Origin of the sequence: Allobosea sp. LjRoot9 (assembly GCF_964252745.1) — a bacterium.
Lineage (GTDB): Bacteria > Pseudomonadota > Alphaproteobacteria > Rhizobiales > Beijerinckiaceae > Allobosea.
Genome location: NZ_CAXUPC020000011.1, coordinates 69,352 through 86,695 on the forward strand (window position 1 = coordinate 69,352; position 17,344 = coordinate 86,695).

A 17,344-nucleotide genomic window follows, 5' to 3' on the forward strand; every position below is an offset into this window, starting at 1 on the left:
ACGATGGAGCAGCGGTGAGGCCAGAGCGTAGGCGTCAAACGGCCGACCCCTCACCCTGCCCTCTCCCTACGGGAGAGGGTTCCCCGCGCCTCTTTCACATTGGGGCGCGGCCAGGATGGTGACGAATTCCATCCTCTCGATCCGCGACCTGCGCGTCCGCTTCCGCACCAACGACGGCATGGTCGAGGCCGTGCGCGGCGTCGATCTCGATGTCGGCGCCGGCGAATTCGTCGCGATCGTCGGCGAATCCGGCTCGGGCAAGAGCCAGAGCGTCATGGCGGCGATGGGCCTGCTCGCCGGGAATGGCGAGGCGACCGGCTCGATCCGCTATCGCGGCGCGGAACTGCTCGGCCTCAAGCCCGCTGCGCTCAACGCCTATCGCGGCCGCAAGCTCGCGATGATCTTCCAGGAGCCGATGACCTCGCTCGATCCGCTGTTCCGGATCGGTGCGCAGATCGCCGCGCCCCTGCGCAAGCATCAGGGCCTGTCGCGCAGGGCAGCGCGCGCCAGGGCGCTCGAACTGCTCGAACTGGTCAGGATGCCGCGGCCCGAGGCCAGGCTCTCATCCTATCCGCACGAGCTCTCCGGCGGCCAGCGCCAGCGCGTGATGATCGCTATGGCGCTGGCCAACGACCCCGACATCCTGATCGCCGACGAGCCGACGACGGCGCTGGACGTCACCATCGAGGCGGAGATCCTGGCGCTGATCGCGGAACTGCGCCAGCGGCTGGGCATGGCCGTGATCCTGATCACCCACGACCTCGGCCTCGTGCGCCAGCATGCCGAGCGCGTCTATGTGATGAGACAAGGCGAGGTCGTCGAGAGCGGGACGAAGCGGGCGATCATCAGCGCGCCCGCGCATCCCTATACCCGGATGCTGCTCGCAGCCGAGCCGGAAGGCCGCAAGGCGCCACCGCCGGACGACGTGCCCATCCTGCTCGCGGCAAGGGATCTGCGCGTCAGCTATGACCTGTCGCGCGGCTATGATCTGTTCCGCGGCTTCCTGCGTCGCGAGACCGCCCTGCTCCATGCCGTGGACGGCGTCGACCTGACGCTGCGGCGCGGCCAGACCATCGGCATCGTCGGCGAATCCGGCTCCGGCAAGTCGACGCTCGGCAAGGCGGTGCTGAAGCTCGTGCCCTCCTCAGGCACGGTTCGCTTTGAGGATCGCGCCCTTGAGCCGCTCGACCGCGCCGCGATGCGGCCCTTGCGCAGCAGCCTTCAGGTCGTCTTCCAGGACCCGTTCGGCTCGCTCTCGCCACGCCTGACGGTCGGCCAGATCGTCAGCGAGGGCCTGCTCGTGCATGCGCCTCATCTCACACGCGCCGAGCGCGACCTCCGAGCCGCGCAGGCCCTGGCCGAGGTCTCGCTCGAGCCCGCCTTGCGCAACCGCTATCCGCATGAATTCTCAGGCGGCCAGCGCCAGCGCATCGCGATCGCCCGCGCCATGATCCTGCATCCCAAGCTCGTCGTGCTGGACGAGCCGACCTCGGCGCTCGACCGCACCGTGCAGAAGAGCATCGTCGCGCTGCTCAAGGACATGCAGGCCCGGCACGCCCTCTCCTATCTCTTCATCAGCCACGACCTCGCCGTGGTCCGCGCCATGGCGGACTGGATCATGGTGATGAAGGACGGCCGCGTCGTCGAAAGCGGGCCGACGGAGGCGATCTTCGAGGCGCCGAAAGCGGATTATACGCGCCGCCTGATCGCGGCTTCGATCAAGGCTTGAGCGGGGACATCGACCGAAACAACCTGGCCGTCATTCCGGGGCGATCCGAAGGATCGAGCCCGGAACCCAGAACCGATGCCGCTGCCTGAGAAGGCACGCGGAGCCGGCTCGCTTCACGAGCACGCGCAGCGATTCTGGGTTCCAGGCCCATGGCTGCGCCATGTCCCGGAATGACGGCGCGGTTCCGTCGAAAACTCTCAGGAACGCCCGAGCACCTCCGGATTCATCACCCGGGTGGGCTTGCCGTCGAGGAAAGCGAGCGCGTTCTCGATGCTCTCGCCATAGTACTCGGCGAGAACAGGCGCAGCCGAGTAACCCTGATGCGGCGTCAGCACGACATTGGGCAGGCTCCGCAGCGGGTGCTCGCTCGGCAAGGGCTCCTGATCGTAAACGTCGAGCGCGGCACGGATCGCGCCCTTGCGCAGATGCTCCAGCAGGGCGCCCTCATCAATGAGCGGCCCGCGCGCCGTGTTCACCAGGCAGGCGCCCGGCTTCATCGCGGCAAGCTCGGCCTCACTGACGATGCCGCGCGTGCGCTCGGACAGGACGAGATGCAACGAGACCACGTCCGAGGTCGCGAACAGTTCATCCTTCCCGACATAGGCTACGCCTGCGGCTGCGGCAGCCTCAGTGGTCAGGTTCTGGCTCCAGGCGACGACCTCCATGTCGAAGGCCCTGGCATAGCGCGCCACGCGCTGGCCGAGCTTGCCGAGACCGACGATGCCGAGCCGCTTGCCGGCGACGACATCTCCCAGCGGCAGGCCCTCATGCCAGCCGCCGGCCCGCATCAGCGCATCGGCCTGCGGCAGGCTGCGGGCATTGGCGAGGATCAGCGAGAAGGCGAGTTCGGCGGTTGCCGCGCCGACATGTTTTCCGCCGGTGTTACTGACGATCACGCCGGCCGCCGTGCAGGCGGCGAGATCGAGCGTCTGGGCCCGCCCTCCCGTCAGCGCCAGGAGCCTGAGCTTCGGCAAGCGGCCGATCAATGAGGCGCCGAAGACCGTGCGCTCACGCGTCGGGATGATGATCTCGGCGTCGACAAGCGCAGCCGCAACCGCCTCCTCGCTGGTGAAAGCCTGGCTCAGGAAGCGCAGCTCGGCCCTGGCCCCCAGCCCGGACCAGTCGGCGCATTGCCGGGCGACATGCTGGCTGTCGTCGAGGACGATGACGAGGGGACGATTCATGCGGACTTCCTTCAATTCAGCTCGGACACCTCAGCTTCAACGCATCCTACTCTCGCGGCGCGGGCACAGTGTTGCGCGCCGCGCTGATCTGCAAGCCGGCTTTGAGGCTCGCCTCGCCCGAAAGCCTCGGCTAGGAAGGAGTGTCATTCCCCGATCCAAGAGTCTGCCCCATGAGCCGCATCGTCTACGTCAATGGCGAATACCTGCCCGAGGAAGAGGCGAAGATTTCGGTCTTCGATCGCGGCTTCATCTTCGCCGACGGCATCTATGAGGTCTCGGCCGTGCTCGGCGGCAAGCTCGTCGATTGCGAGGCGCATCTGGCAAGGCTCGAACGCTCCTGCGGCGAGATCAACCTGCCTTTGCCCTGGTCGCGTGCCGAATTGGTCGCGATCCATGAGGAGATGATCAAGCGCAACGCCCTCGATGAAGGCGGCGTCTATCTGCAGGTCACGCGCGGCGCGGCCGACCGCGACTTCCCCTTCCCCAAGGACATCAAGCCGACGCTGGTGCTGTTCACCCAGGCCCGCAACTATGTGAATGCGCCGACCGTGAAGACCGGCATCAAGGTCGTGACCTTCCCGGATCTGCGCTGGGAGCGGCGCGACATCAAGAGCGTCGGGCTGCTCGGCCAGGTGCTGGCCAAGCAATTCGCCGCCGAGCAGGGCGCCAACGACGCCTGGTTGGTGGAGGACGGCGTCGTCACCGAGGGCGCCTCGGCCACCGCCTGGATCGTCAAGGGCAAGACGCTGATCTCGCGCCCGCTCTCCAACAAGGTGCTGCCCGGCATCACGCGCAAGGCCGTGCTCGCCTTCCTGGCCGAGACCGACTTCACCTTCGAGGAGCGGACCTTCACCCTCGAGGAGGCGCTCGACGCCGAGGAGGCCTTCATCACCTCCGCGACGGCCTTCGTCATGCCGGTGACCTCGCTTGACGGCCACACCATCCATAACGGCGCGCCGGGACCGACGACGCTGCGCCTGCGCGAGATCTATGTCGATTTCGCCCGGAAGGGCGGCGTTCTGGGGTGAGAACCCCGCGGGGAACCCCTCTCCCTTCTCCCCTCGCGGGAGAAGGTGGCTCGGCGAAGCCGAGACGGATGAGGGGGCTCTCGACGATTGCCGTTTTGCCTTGCGACGCTAACCGGAAAGGGCACAGCGCCCCCTCATCCGGCGCTACGCGCCACCTTCTCCCAAACATCTCGGGCTTGCCCGAGATGGGCAACCTGAGTGTCAAAGTCGGCAACAGCCGACTTTGATGGGGAGAAGGGAAGAGGCGCTCTTCCTCGTCTAGTCGCCGGCTTGCCTGGGATTGGCATGGATCGTGATCCACGTCGGAAACATCCGACTTGGATTGGAGAGGGAGTCACGTCGGCGTCACCCGCTCCCCCATCACATAGGTCGCGGCGACATTGCGCTCGTCGCCGAGCGTGACCAGCACGAAGAGCTCCTCGGCCAGATCGCGCGCCGTCTCCAGCCGGTGCGCCATCGCCCGCGTCGCAGCGGGGTCGAGCACCACGACATCCGCCTCATGGCCGGGTTCGAGCGAGCCGATGAGATGGTCGAGCTTGAGCGCGACCGCATTGCCGCGCGTGATCGCATGCAGCGCCGCGAAGGACTGGAGCGACTGTCCCTGCAATTGCAGTATCTTGTAGGCCTCCGACATGGTGCGCAGCATCGAATAGGAGGTGCCGCCGCCGATATCGGTCGCAACCGCGACGGGCACGCCCTCGCGCTTGGCGCGCGCCCAGTCGAACAGGCCTGAGCCCAGGAAGAGGTTCGAGGTCGGGCAGAACACCGCCACCGCCCGGGCTTCAGCAAAGGCGCGCCATTCGCGCTTGGTCATATGGATGCAATGGCCCATCAGGCTCCTGGGGCCGAGCAGGCCGTAATGCTCGTAGACGCCGGCATAGTCGGGCGCATCCGGGAACAGTTCGCGGGTGAAGGCGATCTCGGCCTGGTTCTCGTTGATATGGGTCTGGACATGGCAGTCGGGATGCTCGGCCGCCAACCGCCCCGCCGCCGCCAATTGCTCGGGCGTCGAGGTGATCGCGAAGCGCGGCGTGATGGCGTAAAGCTGCCGGCCCTTGCCATGCCAGCGCGCGATCAGTGCCTTCGAATCGGCATAGCTGCTCTCCGCGGTATCGGTCAGGGCGTCTGGCGCATTGCGGTCCATCATCACCTTGCCGGCGACCATGCGGGTGTTGCGGCGCTCGGATTCCTGGAACAGCGCTTCAGCCGATTGCGGGTGGACCGAGCAATAGACTACCGCCGTCGTCGTGCCGTTCGCCAGCAATTCATCGAGGAAGAAGCGGGCGAGCTTTTCGGGATGGCCCTGCTGCCCGCATTTCTGCTCCTCGACGAAGGTGTATTTGTTGAGCCACTCCATCAATTGCGCGCCATAGGAGGCGATCACCTGCGTCTGCGGCATGTGCAGATGCGCGTCGATGAAACCCGGCATGATCAGATGCGGGCGATGGTCGATGATCTCCGCCCCGGCCGGCAGCCCCGGCAACAGCGCGGCGGCCTCGCCCACGGCCGCGATCATGCCGCTGGCAATGACCAGCAGCCCGTCTTCGACATAACGATGCGCGGCCTCGCCCGCAGTCTCGGGATCGTCGACGAACCAGAGCAGGCGGCCGCGCAGCGCCCGGATGGCTTTCGTTTCGGTCACAGGCATAGGGCGTGTCGTTAGTTATGGTTTCGGGTTGGACGGGAGCGATTTTGGTCGAGTGGAAGGAGAATGAGGCCGCAAGCCTTTCGGCTTGCTACGATATTCGACGCAGCAATCGACCAAAAGCGCCCCGCCGCTTCGCGGTGAGGTGAAAAATGACCGGCTGCAGCGTCGCATCGCTTGCCAATACAAATGTATTGGGCTGCGCAATGCTCCTCCCATCCGGGCATTTTTGACCTCATCCAACTCCAAACCATAACTGACGACACGCCCTAAGGCTCCGGCTCAAATTCAGGTCATATCTGCACCAAATCAAAGCTTTCGGCCAAGCATCGATCATGCCTAATCTGAGGGCATGATTTGGGTTTGCGAGGGATGCGGGCAGAATGCGTGAAACGCTGCGCTTCCTCCTCGGCGACAGGCTGGTCGAGATCGCATCCTGCGATCCGACGCTGACCGTGCTCGACTGGCTGCGCCTCGAACAGCGCCTGACCGGCAGCAAGGAAGGCTGCGCCGAGGGCGATTGTGGCGCCTGCACCGTGGTGGTCGGGCGGCTCGACCGAGGCACGTTGCGCTATGAGGCGATCAACGCCTGCATCCGTTTCCTGCCGACGCTGGACGGCTGCCAATTGCTCACCGTGGAGCATCTGAAGGGCGCCGACGGCGCGCTCCACCCGGTCCAGCAGGCGCTGGTCGACTGCCATGGCTCGCAATGCGGCTTCTGCACGCCGGGCTTCGTCATGTCGCTGTTTGCGCTCTGGCTGAACGAGGATGCGCCCGTCGTGACGCGCATCGAGGACGCGCTGGCGGGAAACCTCTGCCGCTGCACCGGCTATGAGCCGATCATTGCGGCGGCGCAGCGCATGTACGGGCTCGGCCAGCGTTCGCGGGACCGTTTCGCGGTGGACCGGCCGCGGATCGTAAGCAAGCTCGCTGCGCTCCTGGATCAGGCGACGCTGGCGCTCGGCAACAGGGATAGCCGCTTCTACGCGCCGGCAAGCCTCACAGCCCTCGCCGAACTCACGCTCGCCCACCCCGATGCCACGCTGGTCGCCGGCGCAACCGATGTCGGACTCTGGGTGACCAAGGGCATGCAGCGGCTCTCCCCCGTCATCTCGCTCGGCCGGATCGAGGCGCTGCGCGACATTGCGGATGAGGGCGGCCATCTGCGCATCGGCGCGATGGTCAATCATGTCGATACCCGCAAGGCGCTGGCAGCCTTGTCGCCGCAGCTCGACGAATTGATGCGGCGCTTCGGCGGCGAGCAGGTGCGCAATGCCGGCACGATCGGCGGCAACATCGCCAATGGCTCGCCGATCGGCGACCTGCCGCCGGCGCTGATCGCGCTCGGTGCGCGGCTGGTGCTGCACTGGGGCGGGAAGCGACGCGAGATCGCGCTCGGAGACTTCTTCCTCGATTACCGCAAGCAGGATCGCCAGCCCGGTGAATTCGTCGAGGCGGTCCTGGTGCCGAGGCCGCCGACAGACGCGCTCTTTCACGTCTCCAAGATCTCGAAGCGCTTCGACGAGGATATCTCGGCCGTCTGCGGCGCCTTCTATCTGCAGCGCGACGCCACTGGGCGGATCAGCGAAGCGCGCCTCGCCTATGGCGGCATGGCCGGCATTCCCAAGCGCGCGAAGGCCGCCGAGGCTGCGCTGACGGGGCGCTCATGGGACGAGATGGCTGTCACTGATGCCATCTCCGCCTTGGCGAGCGATTTCCAGCCGCTCACCGACATGCGCGCTTCAGCCGGATACCGCCTCAAGGTCGCGGGCAATCTGCTGCGGCGTTTCCTGATCGAGACGAAGCAAACCGGGACAGCCACACGCGTCGCGGGACTGCTGGCGGAGGCCGACCATGGCTGACGCCCGCAAGCGGCTCGATCCCGAAAGCACGACAGGGCCGGCCGGCGCTGCAAGGCCGCATGATTCCGCCATCAAGCATGTCGCCGGCGAGGCTGTTTATATCGACGACATCCCCGAGCCCGCCGGCCTCGTCCATGCCTGCCTCGGCCTGAGCGAGATCGCTCACGGCCGCTTGATCGCACTCGATCTGGAGCCCGTTCGCGCCGCGCCCGGCGTGCTTTGCGTGCTGACGGCCAAGGATATTCCGGGCCAGAACGACATCTCCTCGACGCATCGCCATGACGAGCCGGTCTTCGCGACGCAGATGGTGCTGCATCACGGCCAGCCGCTTTTCGCGGTCGTCGCCGAAACGCGCGATCAGGCGCGGCGCGCGGCCCTGCTCGCTAGGGCGGAGTATCAGGAGACCGCGCCGCTCATCGACATCGCCACCGCCCGCGCCAACGGCGGGGAGCTCGTCACCGACCCGCTCAAGCTCGAACGCGGCGATGTCGCAGGCGCGCTTGCCGCGAGCCCGCGCCGCCTGAAGGGCTCGATAGCGATCGGCGGGCAGGACCATTTCTATCTGGAAAGCCAGATCGCGCTCGCCATTCCAGGTGAGGACGAGGACATGTTCGTCGCCTCCTCGACGCAGCACCCCAGCGAAGTCCAGCACATGGTCGCGCAGGTGCTCGGCGTCGGCTCTCATGCGGTCACCGTCGAGATCCGGCGCATGGGCGGCGGCTTTGGCGGCAAGGAGACGCAGGCCAATCTCTTCGCCTGCGTCGCGGCGCTTGCCGCCCGCAAGCTCAGGCGGCCGGTGAAGCTCAGGCCCGACCGCGACGACGACATGGTCATCACTGGCAAGCGCCATGATTTCGTCTGCGACTACGAGATCGGCTTCGACGATGACGGCCATATCCTGGCGGTCGACACGGTCTATGCGGCGCGCTGCGGCTGGAATGCCGATCTGTCGGGCCCGGTGACCGACCGCGCGCTGTTCCACATGGATAATTGCTATTTCTACCCGGCGGTGCGCGCCCGCTCCGAGCCCTTGCGCACAAACACCGTCTCGAACACCGCCTTCCGCGGCTTTGGCGGGCCGCAAGGCATGGTCGGAGCCGAGCGTTTCATCGAGGAGGTCGCCTTCGCGACCGGGCTCGACCCGCTGGAGGTGCGCCGGCGCAATCTCTATGGCGGCAGTTCCTCCAGTGAAGGGCCTGGCCGGGACGTCACGCCCTATCACCAGACCGTCGAAGACATGATCGGCGGCGAGGTCATCACGGAGCTCGAACGTCGCTGCGACTACAAGGCCCGGCAGGAGGCGGTCCGCGCCTTCAATGCGGCAAGCCCGATCATCAAGCGCGGCATAGCGCTGACGCCGGTCAAATTCGGCATCTCCTTCACCGCGACCTGGTATAATCAGGCCGGCGCGCTGGTGCATGTCTATACCGACGGCACGGTCATGCTGAACCATGGCGGCACCGAAATGGGCCAGGGGCTGCATGTGAAGGTCGCCCAGGTCGTGGGCCAAGCCTTCGGCATCGGGCTGGACCAGATCAAGATCACCGCAACCACCACGGCTAAGGTACCCAACACCTCCGCCACCGCCGCCTCCTCGGGCTCCGACCTCAACGGCATGGCGGCGCTCGACGCCTGCGAGACGATCAAGGCGCGGCTGACCGCCTTCGCCGCCAGGCACTGGCAGGTGGAGCCCGACGCCATCACCTTCCTGCCCGGCCGCGTGAGGATCGGCGCGCGCGAGATCGCTTTCGTGGAGCTTGTCCAGGCCGCCTATATGGCCCGCGTCCAGCTCTCGGCGACCGGCTTCTACGCGACGCCAAAAATCCATTGGGACCGCAAGGCGGGGCGCGGCCACCCGTTCTATTACTTCGCCTATGGCGCAGCTGCTGCCGAGGTCGCAATCGACACGCTGACCGGCGAATACAAGGTCGAGCGCGTCGACATCCTGCATGATTGCGGGACGTCGCTGAACCCGGCGATCGACAAGGGCCAGATCGAGGGCGGCTTCATCCAGGGCATGGGCTGGCTCACCACCGAGGAACTGGTCTGGGACGAAAAGGGCCGGCTCAAGACCCATGCGCCCTCGACCTACAAGATCCCCGTAGCGTCGGACCGGCCGCGCATCTTCAATGTCGACTTGCTGGAGAACGCGCCCAATCGCGAGCCGACGATCCATCGCTCCAAGGCGGTGGGCGAGCCGCCGCTGATGCTGGCGATCTCGGTTCTGCACGCGCTCTCCGACGCAGTGGCGAGCGTCGGCGGGCATCGCGTCTGTCCGAGGCTCGATGCGCCGGCGACGCCGGAGCGGGTGCTGGACGCGGTGGAGCGGGTCAGGGCGGAGGCGGGCGCATGATCACCGCTCTATCGCGCCTCAATCGTTCGCGAACCCACCGCGGGGAACCCTCTCCAATCCAAGTCGGATGTTTCCGACTTGGATCACGATTTATGCCAATCTCGGGCAAGCCCGAGATTGGTGGGAGAGGGCAGGGTGAGGGGTCGGCCGTTGGACGCCTGCGCTCTGGCCTGACCGCCGTTTCATCGTCATTGCGAGCGCAGCGAAGCAATCCAGGGGACGTAGAGCGGGCCCTCCTGGATTGCTTCGCTGCGCTCGCAATGACGGCAAGGTCTCACCCTGCTGGTCCAGGGGCCTACACCTCACCCCTGCCCCTCTCCTTACAGGAGAGGGGTTCCCCGCGCCTCGCCATCGCCAGGGCGGAGGGTGCGATATGACCCTCGCCACCTTCCTCAATGCGCACCGGCATGAAGGCGTCGTGCTGGTGCGGATCGAGGCGGCCGAGGGCTCAACCCCGCGCGAGGCCGGCGCCACCATGGCGGTCAGCGCGGCTGCGACCGCCGGCACCATCGGCGGCGGGCAGCTCGAATTCCACTGCATCGACATCGCGCGCGAGATGCTGAGCGAGGGCGTAGCGCAGCGCGCGCTCGACATCCCGCTCGGCCCGCAAATGGGCCAATGCTGCGGCGGGCGGGTGCGGGTCGCGCTGAAACGCGCGACGGCGGCCGATCTCGCCAGGCTCACTGCCAGCGAGAAGGCCGACGCGGTTCTGAGACCCTCCGTCCTCCTGTTCGGCGCCGGCCATACCGGCCGGGCGCTTGCGCATGCCCTCGCCCCCCTGCCCCTCGCCACGACGCTGATCGACGACCGCGACGGCGTCATGGACGGCCTGCCATCTGCGATTACCTGCATCAGAATGGCCGATCCCGTGATGGCGATCGAGGCGGCGAAGCCCGGCAGCGCCTTCGTGATCCTGACCCATAGCCACGCGCTGGATTATCGCCTGACGGAAGCGGCGCTGGCACGGAGCGACGGACCTTACGTCGGCATGATCGGCTCGGCGACGAAGCGGGCCCGTTTCGAGTCTAGCTTTCTGCGGGCCGGCGGGAGACACGAAGCGCTCTCCCGCCTCACCTGCCCGATCGGCGGTTGCGATGTGGACGACAAGCGCCCGGAGGTGATCGCGGCCTTGACGGCGGCCGAGCTGGTGCGTTGCTTGCTTGGCCACCGGCAGCCGGCGAAGGGGAGACGGGCCAGACATGAACCAGCCGCGTGAGCAGGAGGTGCCGCCGCGGCTGGCGCTCGCCCATATCTCCAAGAGCTTTCCCGGCGTGAAGGCCAATGAGGATATCAGCCTCAGCGTCCGCCCCGGCGAAATCCACGCGCTGCTGGGCGAGAACGGCGCCGGCAAATCGACCCTGGTCAAGATCATCTACGGCGTCCAGCACGCCGATGAGGGCACCATCGCCTGGAACGGCGAGACCGTCTCGATCCCCTCCCCCAAGGCGGCGCGCCGGCTCGGCATCGGCATGGTGTTCCAGCATTTCTCGCTGTTCGACGCGATGACGGTGATCGAGAACATCGCGCTCGGCCTCGACGAGGCGGTCGATCGCGAGGCGCTGAAAGCCCGCGTCGCCGCGATCCTCGAGAGCTACTCGCTGCCGCTCGACCCCGAGCGCGCGGTGCATACGCTGTCCGTCGGCGAGCGCCAGCGCATCGAGATCGTGCGCTGTCTGCTGCAGAAGCCGAAGCTGCTGATCATGGACGAGCCGACCTCGGTGCTGACGCCCCAGGAGGTCGAGCGCTTGTTCGAGACCTTGCGCCAGATCGCCTCCGAGGGCTGCGCGATCCTCTACATCTCCCACAAGCTGCATGAGATCAAAGCGCTCTGCGAGGCGGCGACGATCCTGCGGGGCGGCCGGGTCGTGGCGACCTGCGACCCCAAGCTCGAAAGCACCAAGCGCATGGCCGAGCTGATGATCGGCGCGGAATTGCGCCAGATCGAGCACAAGCCCGGCGCTGGCGCCGGCGAAGTGCGGCTCAGCGTCCAAAGCCTGTCGCTGGCGGGCGAGCCGCCCTTCGGCACCGATCTCGAAGCGGTCTCCTTCGAGGCGCGCGCCGGCGAGATCCTCGGCATCGCCGGCGTCGCCGGGAACGGCCAGTCGGAGCTGCTCACGGCGCTCTCGGGCGAACGGCTGGCGGCCGTCTCAGACGCCATTCGGCTCGATGGCAGGCCGATCGGCCTGGAGGGCGCGGGTGCGCGCCGGGCAGCCGGCCTCGCCTGCGTGCCCGAGGAGCGCAACGGCCATGCCGCGGTGCCGGATTTCTCGCTCGCCGACAACAGCATCCTGACCGCGCGCCATCGCCTGCCGCTCGCCCCGCTCGGCTTCATCGCGCGCGGCGATGTTCTGCGCTTCGCCCAGAGCGTGATCCAGCGCTTCGACGTGCGCACCACCGGCCCCGGCGCGCTGGCGCGCTCGCTTTCGGGCGGGAACCTGCAGAAATTCATCATGGGTCGCGAGATCGGCCAGCAGCCGGCCGTGCTCGTGGTGTCGCAGCCGACCTGGGGCGTCGATGCGGGTGCTGCCGCCGCGATCCGGCAGGAGCTGGTCGATCTCGCCGCCAAGGGCTCGGCCCTGGTGGTGATCTCGCAGGATCTCGACGAACTGCTCGAACTCGCCGACCGGCTCTGCGTCCTCAACGAAGGCAAACTGTCGGCGCCGCGCGCGATTGCGAGCCTCGGCATCGACGAGATCGGCCTGATGATGGGCGGTGTGCATGGCGCCAGCGAAAGCACGGGAGCGACTCATGCTTGAATGGCGCCGCCGCCGCGAGCCGAGCTCGCTCATGCTCTGGCTGAGCCCGCTGATCGCGGTCCTGCTCACCATGCTGATCGGCATGATCGTCTTCACGGCGATGGGCTATGACGGTTTCCACGCCGTGCGCGACATCTTCCTGACGCCGTTCCTGGAGCCGCAGCGCTGGCCCGATCTCGGCGTCAAGGCCGCGCCGCTGGTGATGATCGCGCTCGGGCTTGCCATCGGCTTCCGCGCCAATGTCTGGAACATCGGGGCCGAAGGGCAATACGTCATGGGCGCGATCGCCGGTACCGGCGTGGCGCTGGCGACCTACGACATGACGGGATGGTGGATCCTGCCTGCCATGGCGCTCGCCGGCATCCTTGGCGGCATGGCCTGGGCCGCGATCCCCGCCTTCCTGCGCGTGAAGCTCCAGGTCAGCGAGATCCTGACCAGCCTGATGCTGACCTATGTCGCGGTGCAGGGCCTGTACTATCTCGTACGCGGCCCCTGGAAGGACCCGGACGGCTTCAACTTCCCGCAGACGCGGATGTTCACGCCCGACCAGACACTGCCGGCGATGGCGGAAGGTTCTCTCGTTCATCTCGGCATCCCGCTCGCCCTCGTCATTGCCGTGATCGCCTGGCTGGTCATGGAAAAGACGACAGCGGGCTATGCCGTGAAGGTCGTGGGCCTGGCGCCGGCGGCGGCGCGCCATGGCGGCTTCAGTGCCGACACGGTGGCCTGGGCGACATTGCTCACCGGGGGCGGACTTGCGGGCCTTGCCGGCCTGTTCGAGGCGGCCGGCCCCTTCGGCCAGCTCACCCCGCAGTTCCCGACCGGATACGGCTTCACCGCGATCATCGTCGCGTTTCTGGGCCGGCTGAATCCGCTCGGCATCGTCTTTGGCGGCATCGTGCTGGCGGCGACCTATGTCGGCGGCGAGATCGCCCAGACGACCGTCAAGCTGCCGCAAGCCGCGACCGGCATGTTCCAGGCGCTGCTGCTGTTCATGCTGCTCGCGACCGACGTGCTGGTGCGCTACCGGATCGGCTGGAAGGTGCGGGCGGTATGAAGGCTTTCGGCTTTTCCTCCACCCTCTCCACCCCCGCGCCGTCATCCCGGACAAGCGGCGAAGCCGCGCAGATCCGGGATCCATCGGAGGGCTCCAGCGCTCTACGATGGATCCCGGAGCTCCGCTGCGCTGCGTCCGGGCTGACGGCGCGGGTGTTGGAAGGGACCGAGACATCGCTGGTGGCTGTCCCATGACCTCAGCCATTCTCGTCTCGATCCTGATGACCCTCGTCGCCGCCTCGACGCCGATCCTGCTGGCGGCGCTGGGCGAGCTCGTCGTCGAGAAATCGGGCGTGCTCAATCTCGGCGTCGAGGGCATGATGCTCACCGGCGCGGTCGCGGGCTTCGCGGTCGCCTATAGCAGCGGCAGCACTGCGCTGGGTCTCGTCGCAGCGCTCGCCGCCGGCGTCGCCACCGCGATGATCTTCGCCGTGCTGACGCTCTCGCTCACCGCCAACCAGGTCGCGACGGGGCTCGCGCTGACGATCTTCGGCATCGGCGCCTCCTCGCTGATCGGGGCGGGCTTCGTCGGGCGCACCATCACGCGGCTGGGACCGGTCTTTCCCGAGGCGCTGTCGGGCCATCCGATCCTGCGCGCCGTCTTCGGCCACGACATCGTCGTCTATCTCTCGCTCGCGCTGGTGCTGGCGGTCAGCCTGTTCCTGCGCAAGACGCGGCCCGGCCTGATCTTGCGCGCCGTCGGCGAGAACGACGCCTCGGCCCATGCCATCGGCTACCCCGTCATCGCCATCCGCTATGGCGCGATCGCTTTCGGCGGGGCACTCGCCGGCCTGGGCGGCGCCTATTTCTCGCTGGCATTGACGCCGATGTGGGCCGACCGCCTGACCGCCGGGCGCGGCTGGATCGCGCTCGCGCTCGTCGTCTTCGCCGCCTGGCGGCCCGGGCGATTGCTGCTGGGGGCCTATCTGTTCGGAGCGGTGATGACGCTCGAATTGCAGGCCAAGGCGGCGGGCGTCACCTGGCTCGCGCCGGAGCTTCTGGCGACCGCCCCCTACCTTGCGACAATTGCCGTTCTGACCATGATGTCGCTAGGACGAACGACCGGCCGGCTCGATGCGCCGGCCTGCCTCGGCAAGCCATTCTCGGCGTCGTGACGCCGCAAACCATAAACGGGGAGACCACATCATGACCTCGATCATCACCCGCCGCAGATTCAATTTCGGTGCGGGCGCCGCTGCCGCGACCCTGCCGCTGATCGGTGGGCAGGCTTCGGCGCAGGCCCCGCTCGGCGTCGGCTTCATCTATGTCGGCCCGGTCGGCGACCATGGCTGGACCTGGACGCATGACCAGGGCCGCAAGGCGCTGGAGAAGGAGTTCGGCGACAAGATCAAGACCAGCTTCATCGAGAACGTCGCCGAGGGGCCCGACGCCGCACGCGCCATCCGCCAGCTCGCCCAGGCCGGCAACCGGATCATCTTCACCACCTCCTTCGGCTTCATGAACCCGACGATCCAGGTGGCCAAGCAGTTCCCCAAGATCCATTTCGAGCACGCGACCGGCTATCAGCGCGCCGAGAATGTCGCGACCTACAACGCCCGCTTCTATGAGGGCCGGGCCGTGATCGGCACCATCGCCGGGCATATGTCGAAGACCGGCCAGGCCGGCTACATCGCCTCCTTCCCGATTCCGGAAGTGGTGATGGGCATCAACGCCTTCACGCTGGCCGCCCGCAAGGTGAACCCGAACTTCAAGACCAAGGTGATCTGGGCCTCGACCTGGTACGACCCCGCCAAGGAGGCCGACGCCGCCAAGGCGCTGATCGACCAGGGCGCCGACATGATCACCCAGCACACCGACTCGGCTGCCGCCCTGCAGGCGGCCGAGCAGCGCGGCGTCTTCGCCTTCGGCCAGGCCTCGGACATGAAAGCCTTCGCACCCAAGGCGCATCTCTCGGCGATCGTCGACGACTGGTCGGGCTACTACGTCAAGCGCGTCAAGGAGGTCATGGACGGCAGCTGGAAATCCGGCGACGTCTGGGGCGGCATCAAGGACGGCTTCGTCAAGCTCGCGCCCTATAACGACGCGGTGACGCCGGCGGCGCGAGCGGCGGCCGACGAGGTCCAGAAGGGCATCGTGGCGGGCACGCTCCACCCCTTCACCGGCGAATTGAAGGATCTCAAGGGCGAGGTCCGGGTCAAGGCCGGCGAGAAGGCCTCCGACGAGGTGATGTCGAAGATGGACTGGTACATCGACGGCGTGCAGGCGTGAGGCAGCGTGTCATCCCGCACGCGTTGCAGCACGCAGTGCTGCGGCGCAGATGCGGGACCGCATGACGGGAAAGCGCCTCTTTCTGGCGACGATCCCGTGTCTGCGCAGCGGCACTTCGCGCCGCAGCGCGCACGGGATGACACCCCGCGAAAATTCTTCGCCTTGAACCCCTTGCAGATATTTTAAGCTTGAAACAATATGCCGTCATCGCGTGGTGGAGAGGGTGAGGGTCCCCTGCCGCGCCGTCGCTTTCTCGTTCGTCCCGGGAGGACATCGGACATGACACTCAAATTCGCGTTCTCGCTCAGCGTCGGCCTGCTGGCGCTCGGCGCGGCCAGCGCCCAGGCGCAGGAGCCGATCAAGATCGGCGTGGTCAGCGTGCTGACCGGCCCCGCGGCCGCGCTCGGCCAACAGGTCCGTGACGGCTTCCAGCTGGCGGTCGACCAGAAGGGCGGCAAGCTCGGCGGCGTGCCGGTGCAGATCACCGTCATCGACGACGAACTCAAGCCCGATGTCGCGGTCGGCAAGGTCAAGGCCTTCGTCGATAGCGGCAAGGTCGATTTCGTCGTCGGCCCGGTGTTCTCGAACATTCTCGGCGCCATCGCCAAGCCCGTGCTCGATTCCGGCGCCTTCCTGATCAGCCCCAATGCCGGCCCCTCGACCATGGCCGGCAAGGCCTGCAACCAGAACTTCTTCGTGACCTCCTACCAGAACGACCAGGTCCACGAGGTGCTGGGCAAATACGCGCAGGACCAAGGCTACAAGCGCGCCTATATCATCGCGCCGAACTACCAGGCCGGGAAGGACTCGCTCGCCGGCTTCAAGAACTACTTCAAGGGCGAGATCGTCGACGAGGTCTATGCGCCCCTGACCTCGATGGACTTCGCCTCCGACCTCGCCAAGATCGCCTCGACCAAGCCCGATGTCGTCTTCGCCTTCCTGCCCGGCGGCCTCGGCGTCAACTTCGTCAAGCAGTGGTCGCAGGCCGGCCTGCAGGGCAAGATCCCGTTCCTCTCGGCCTTCACCGTCGATGAATCGACGCTGCCGGCTCAGCAGGACGCGGCGGTCGGCCTCTTCGGCGGCATGACCTGGGCGCCGAACATGGACAACCCGCAGACCAAGGCCTTCGTCAGCGCCTATGAGGCGGCCTACAAGATCGTGCCCGGCTCCTATGCCCAGCAGTCCTATGACGCCGCCATGCTGATCGACTCCGCCGTCAAGGCGGCTGGCGGCACCGGCGACAAGGACAAGCTGCGTGCCGCGATCAAGAAGGCCGACTTCACCTCGCTGCGCGGCAAGTTCAAGTTCAACACCAATGGCTACCCGATCCAGGACTTCTACCTGGTCAAGGTCGCCAAGCGCCCGGACGGCAAGTTCCAGACCGAGATCGCCCAGAAGGTGTTCACGGACTACGCCGACCCGCACGCCAAGGATTGCGCACTTAAATAAAGCGACTGAACCTCGGGGAACCCCTCTCCTGCATCGAAGTCGGGTCTACCCGA

At 66.9% G+C, this 17,344-nt stretch carries 12 protein-coding genes; 10 read left to right on the forward strand and 2 right to left on the reverse strand.

From position 1 onward, the window contains the following. Positions 1-115: 115 nt before the first annotated feature. Positions 116-1,729 carry an ABC transporter ATP-binding protein gene (locus tag ACSQ3P_RS27890; RefSeq protein WP_436168705.1) on the forward strand — a complete coding sequence of 538 codons (1,614 nt, stop codon included), beginning with the start codon at positions 116-118 and terminating at the stop codon, positions 1,727-1,729. 197 nt (positions 1,730-1,926) lie between these two features. Here the strand turns inward: ACSQ3P_RS27890 and ACSQ3P_RS27895 are convergent, their stop codons facing one another. Continuing rightward, the gene (locus tag ACSQ3P_RS27895) at positions 1,927-2,913 is read right to left on the reverse strand and encodes a D-2-hydroxyacid dehydrogenase family protein (protein ID WP_436168706.1); all 987 of its coding nucleotides are present in this window, start codon (positions 2,911-2,913) and stop codon (positions 1,927-1,929) included. A gap of 170 nt (positions 2,914-3,083) precedes the next feature. Between ACSQ3P_RS27895 and ACSQ3P_RS27900 the strand changes: the two genes are divergently transcribed. After that, positions 3,084-3,941 carry a D-amino-acid transaminase gene (locus ACSQ3P_RS27900; protein ID WP_069690394.1) on the forward strand — a complete coding sequence of 286 codons (858 nt, stop codon included), beginning with the start codon at positions 3,084-3,086 and terminating at the stop codon, positions 3,939-3,941. A 334-nt stretch (positions 3,942-4,275) separates the two neighbouring features. Here the strand turns inward: ACSQ3P_RS27900 and guaD are convergent, their stop codons facing one another. Then, positions 4,276-5,589: a guanine deaminase gene (gene guaD, locus ACSQ3P_RS27905; RefSeq protein ID WP_436168707.1), complete on the reverse strand. Its 1,314-nt coding sequence runs from the start codon at positions 5,587-5,589 to the stop codon at positions 4,276-4,278. Positions 5,590-5,969: 380 nt separating this feature from the next. Between guaD and xdhA the strand changes: the two genes are divergently transcribed. The 8 genes from xdhA (at position 5,970) to ACSQ3P_RS27945 (ending at position 17,291) form a co-directional block, all read left to right on the forward strand. After that, on the forward strand, positions 5,970-7,448 hold the full coding sequence (gene xdhA / locus ACSQ3P_RS27910; protein WP_436168708.1) for a xanthine dehydrogenase small subunit: 1,479 nt from the start codon (positions 5,970-5,972) through the stop codon (positions 7,446-7,448). Then, positions 7,441-9,801, forward strand: a complete 2,361-nt coding sequence (xdhB, locus tag ACSQ3P_RS27915) for a xanthine dehydrogenase molybdopterin binding subunit (RefSeq protein ID WP_436168709.1) — start codon at positions 7,441-7,443, stop codon at positions 9,799-9,801. Before xdhA ends, xdhB begins: the two co-directional genes overlap by 8 nt. A gap of 373 nt (positions 9,802-10,174) precedes the next feature. Continuing rightward, positions 10,175-11,017 carry a xanthine dehydrogenase accessory protein XdhC gene (gene xdhC / locus ACSQ3P_RS27920; protein ID WP_436168710.1) on the forward strand — a complete coding sequence of 281 codons (843 nt, stop codon included), beginning with the start codon at positions 10,175-10,177 and terminating at the stop codon, positions 11,015-11,017. Then, complete coding sequence (locus ACSQ3P_RS27925) at positions 11,001-12,557, forward strand: ABC transporter ATP-binding protein (protein WP_436168711.1); 1,557 nt, start codon at positions 11,001-11,003, stop codon at positions 12,555-12,557. Before xdhC ends, ACSQ3P_RS27925 begins: the two co-directional genes overlap by 17 nt. Next, positions 12,550-13,614 carry an ABC transporter permease gene (locus ACSQ3P_RS27930; protein WP_436168712.1) on the forward strand — a complete coding sequence of 355 codons (1,065 nt, stop codon included), beginning with the start codon at positions 12,550-12,552 and terminating at the stop codon, positions 13,612-13,614. Before ACSQ3P_RS27925 ends, ACSQ3P_RS27930 begins: the two co-directional genes overlap by 8 nt. A gap of 190 nt (positions 13,615-13,804) precedes the next feature. After that, positions 13,805-14,728, forward strand: coding sequence for an ABC transporter permease (locus ACSQ3P_RS27935; protein ID WP_436168713.1), 924 nt, complete (start codon positions 13,805-13,807; stop codon positions 14,726-14,728). A 31-nt stretch (positions 14,729-14,759) separates the two neighbouring features. Beyond that, entirely contained in the window at positions 14,760-15,842 is a 1,083-nt protein-coding gene (locus ACSQ3P_RS27940) for a BMP family ABC transporter substrate-binding protein (RefSeq protein WP_436168714.1), read from the forward strand. A 279-nt stretch (positions 15,843-16,121) separates the two neighbouring features. After that, the gene (locus ACSQ3P_RS27945) at positions 16,122-17,291 is read left to right on the forward strand and encodes an ABC transporter substrate-binding protein (protein WP_436168715.1); all 1,170 of its coding nucleotides are present in this window, start codon (positions 16,122-16,124) and stop codon (positions 17,289-17,291) included. The last annotated feature ends 53 nt before the right edge of the window (positions 17,292-17,344 follow it).

Excerpts from the sequence above, each read along its gene's own strand:
- ACSQ3P_RS27890 (WP_436168705.1), top strand. The coding sequence starts at position 116 with ATGGTGACGAATTCCATCCTCTCGATCCGCGACCTGCGCGTCCGCTTC.
- ACSQ3P_RS27895 (WP_436168706.1), bottom strand. The coding sequence starts at position 2,913 with ATGAATCGTCCCCTCGTCATCGTCCTCGACGACAGCCAGCATGTCGCC.
- ACSQ3P_RS27900 (WP_069690394.1), top strand. The coding sequence starts at position 3,084 with ATGAGCCGCATCGTCTACGTCAATGGCGAATACCTGCCCGAGGAAGAG.
- guaD (WP_436168707.1), bottom strand. The coding sequence starts at position 5,589 with ATGCCTGTGACCGAAACGAAAGCCATCCGGGCGCTGCGCGGCCGCCTG.
- xdhA (WP_436168708.1), top strand. The coding sequence starts at position 5,970 with ATGCGTGAAACGCTGCGCTTCCTCCTCGGCGACAGGCTGGTCGAGATC.
- xdhB (WP_436168709.1), top strand. The coding sequence starts at position 7,441 with ATGGCTGACGCCCGCAAGCGGCTCGATCCCGAAAGCACGACAGGGCCG.
- xdhC (WP_436168710.1), top strand. The coding sequence starts at position 10,175 with ATGACCCTCGCCACCTTCCTCAATGCGCACCGGCATGAAGGCGTCGTG.
- ACSQ3P_RS27925 (WP_436168711.1), top strand. The coding sequence starts at position 11,001 with ATGAACCAGCCGCGTGAGCAGGAGGTGCCGCCGCGGCTGGCGCTCGCC.
- ACSQ3P_RS27930 (WP_436168712.1), top strand. The coding sequence starts at position 12,550 with ATGCTTGAATGGCGCCGCCGCCGCGAGCCGAGCTCGCTCATGCTCTGG.
- ACSQ3P_RS27935 (WP_436168713.1), top strand. The coding sequence starts at position 13,805 with ATGACCTCAGCCATTCTCGTCTCGATCCTGATGACCCTCGTCGCCGCC.
- ACSQ3P_RS27940 (WP_436168714.1), top strand. The coding sequence starts at position 14,760 with ATGACCTCGATCATCACCCGCCGCAGATTCAATTTCGGTGCGGGCGCC.
- ACSQ3P_RS27945 (WP_436168715.1), top strand. The coding sequence starts at position 16,122 with ATGACACTCAAATTCGCGTTCTCGCTCAGCGTCGGCCTGCTGGCGCTC.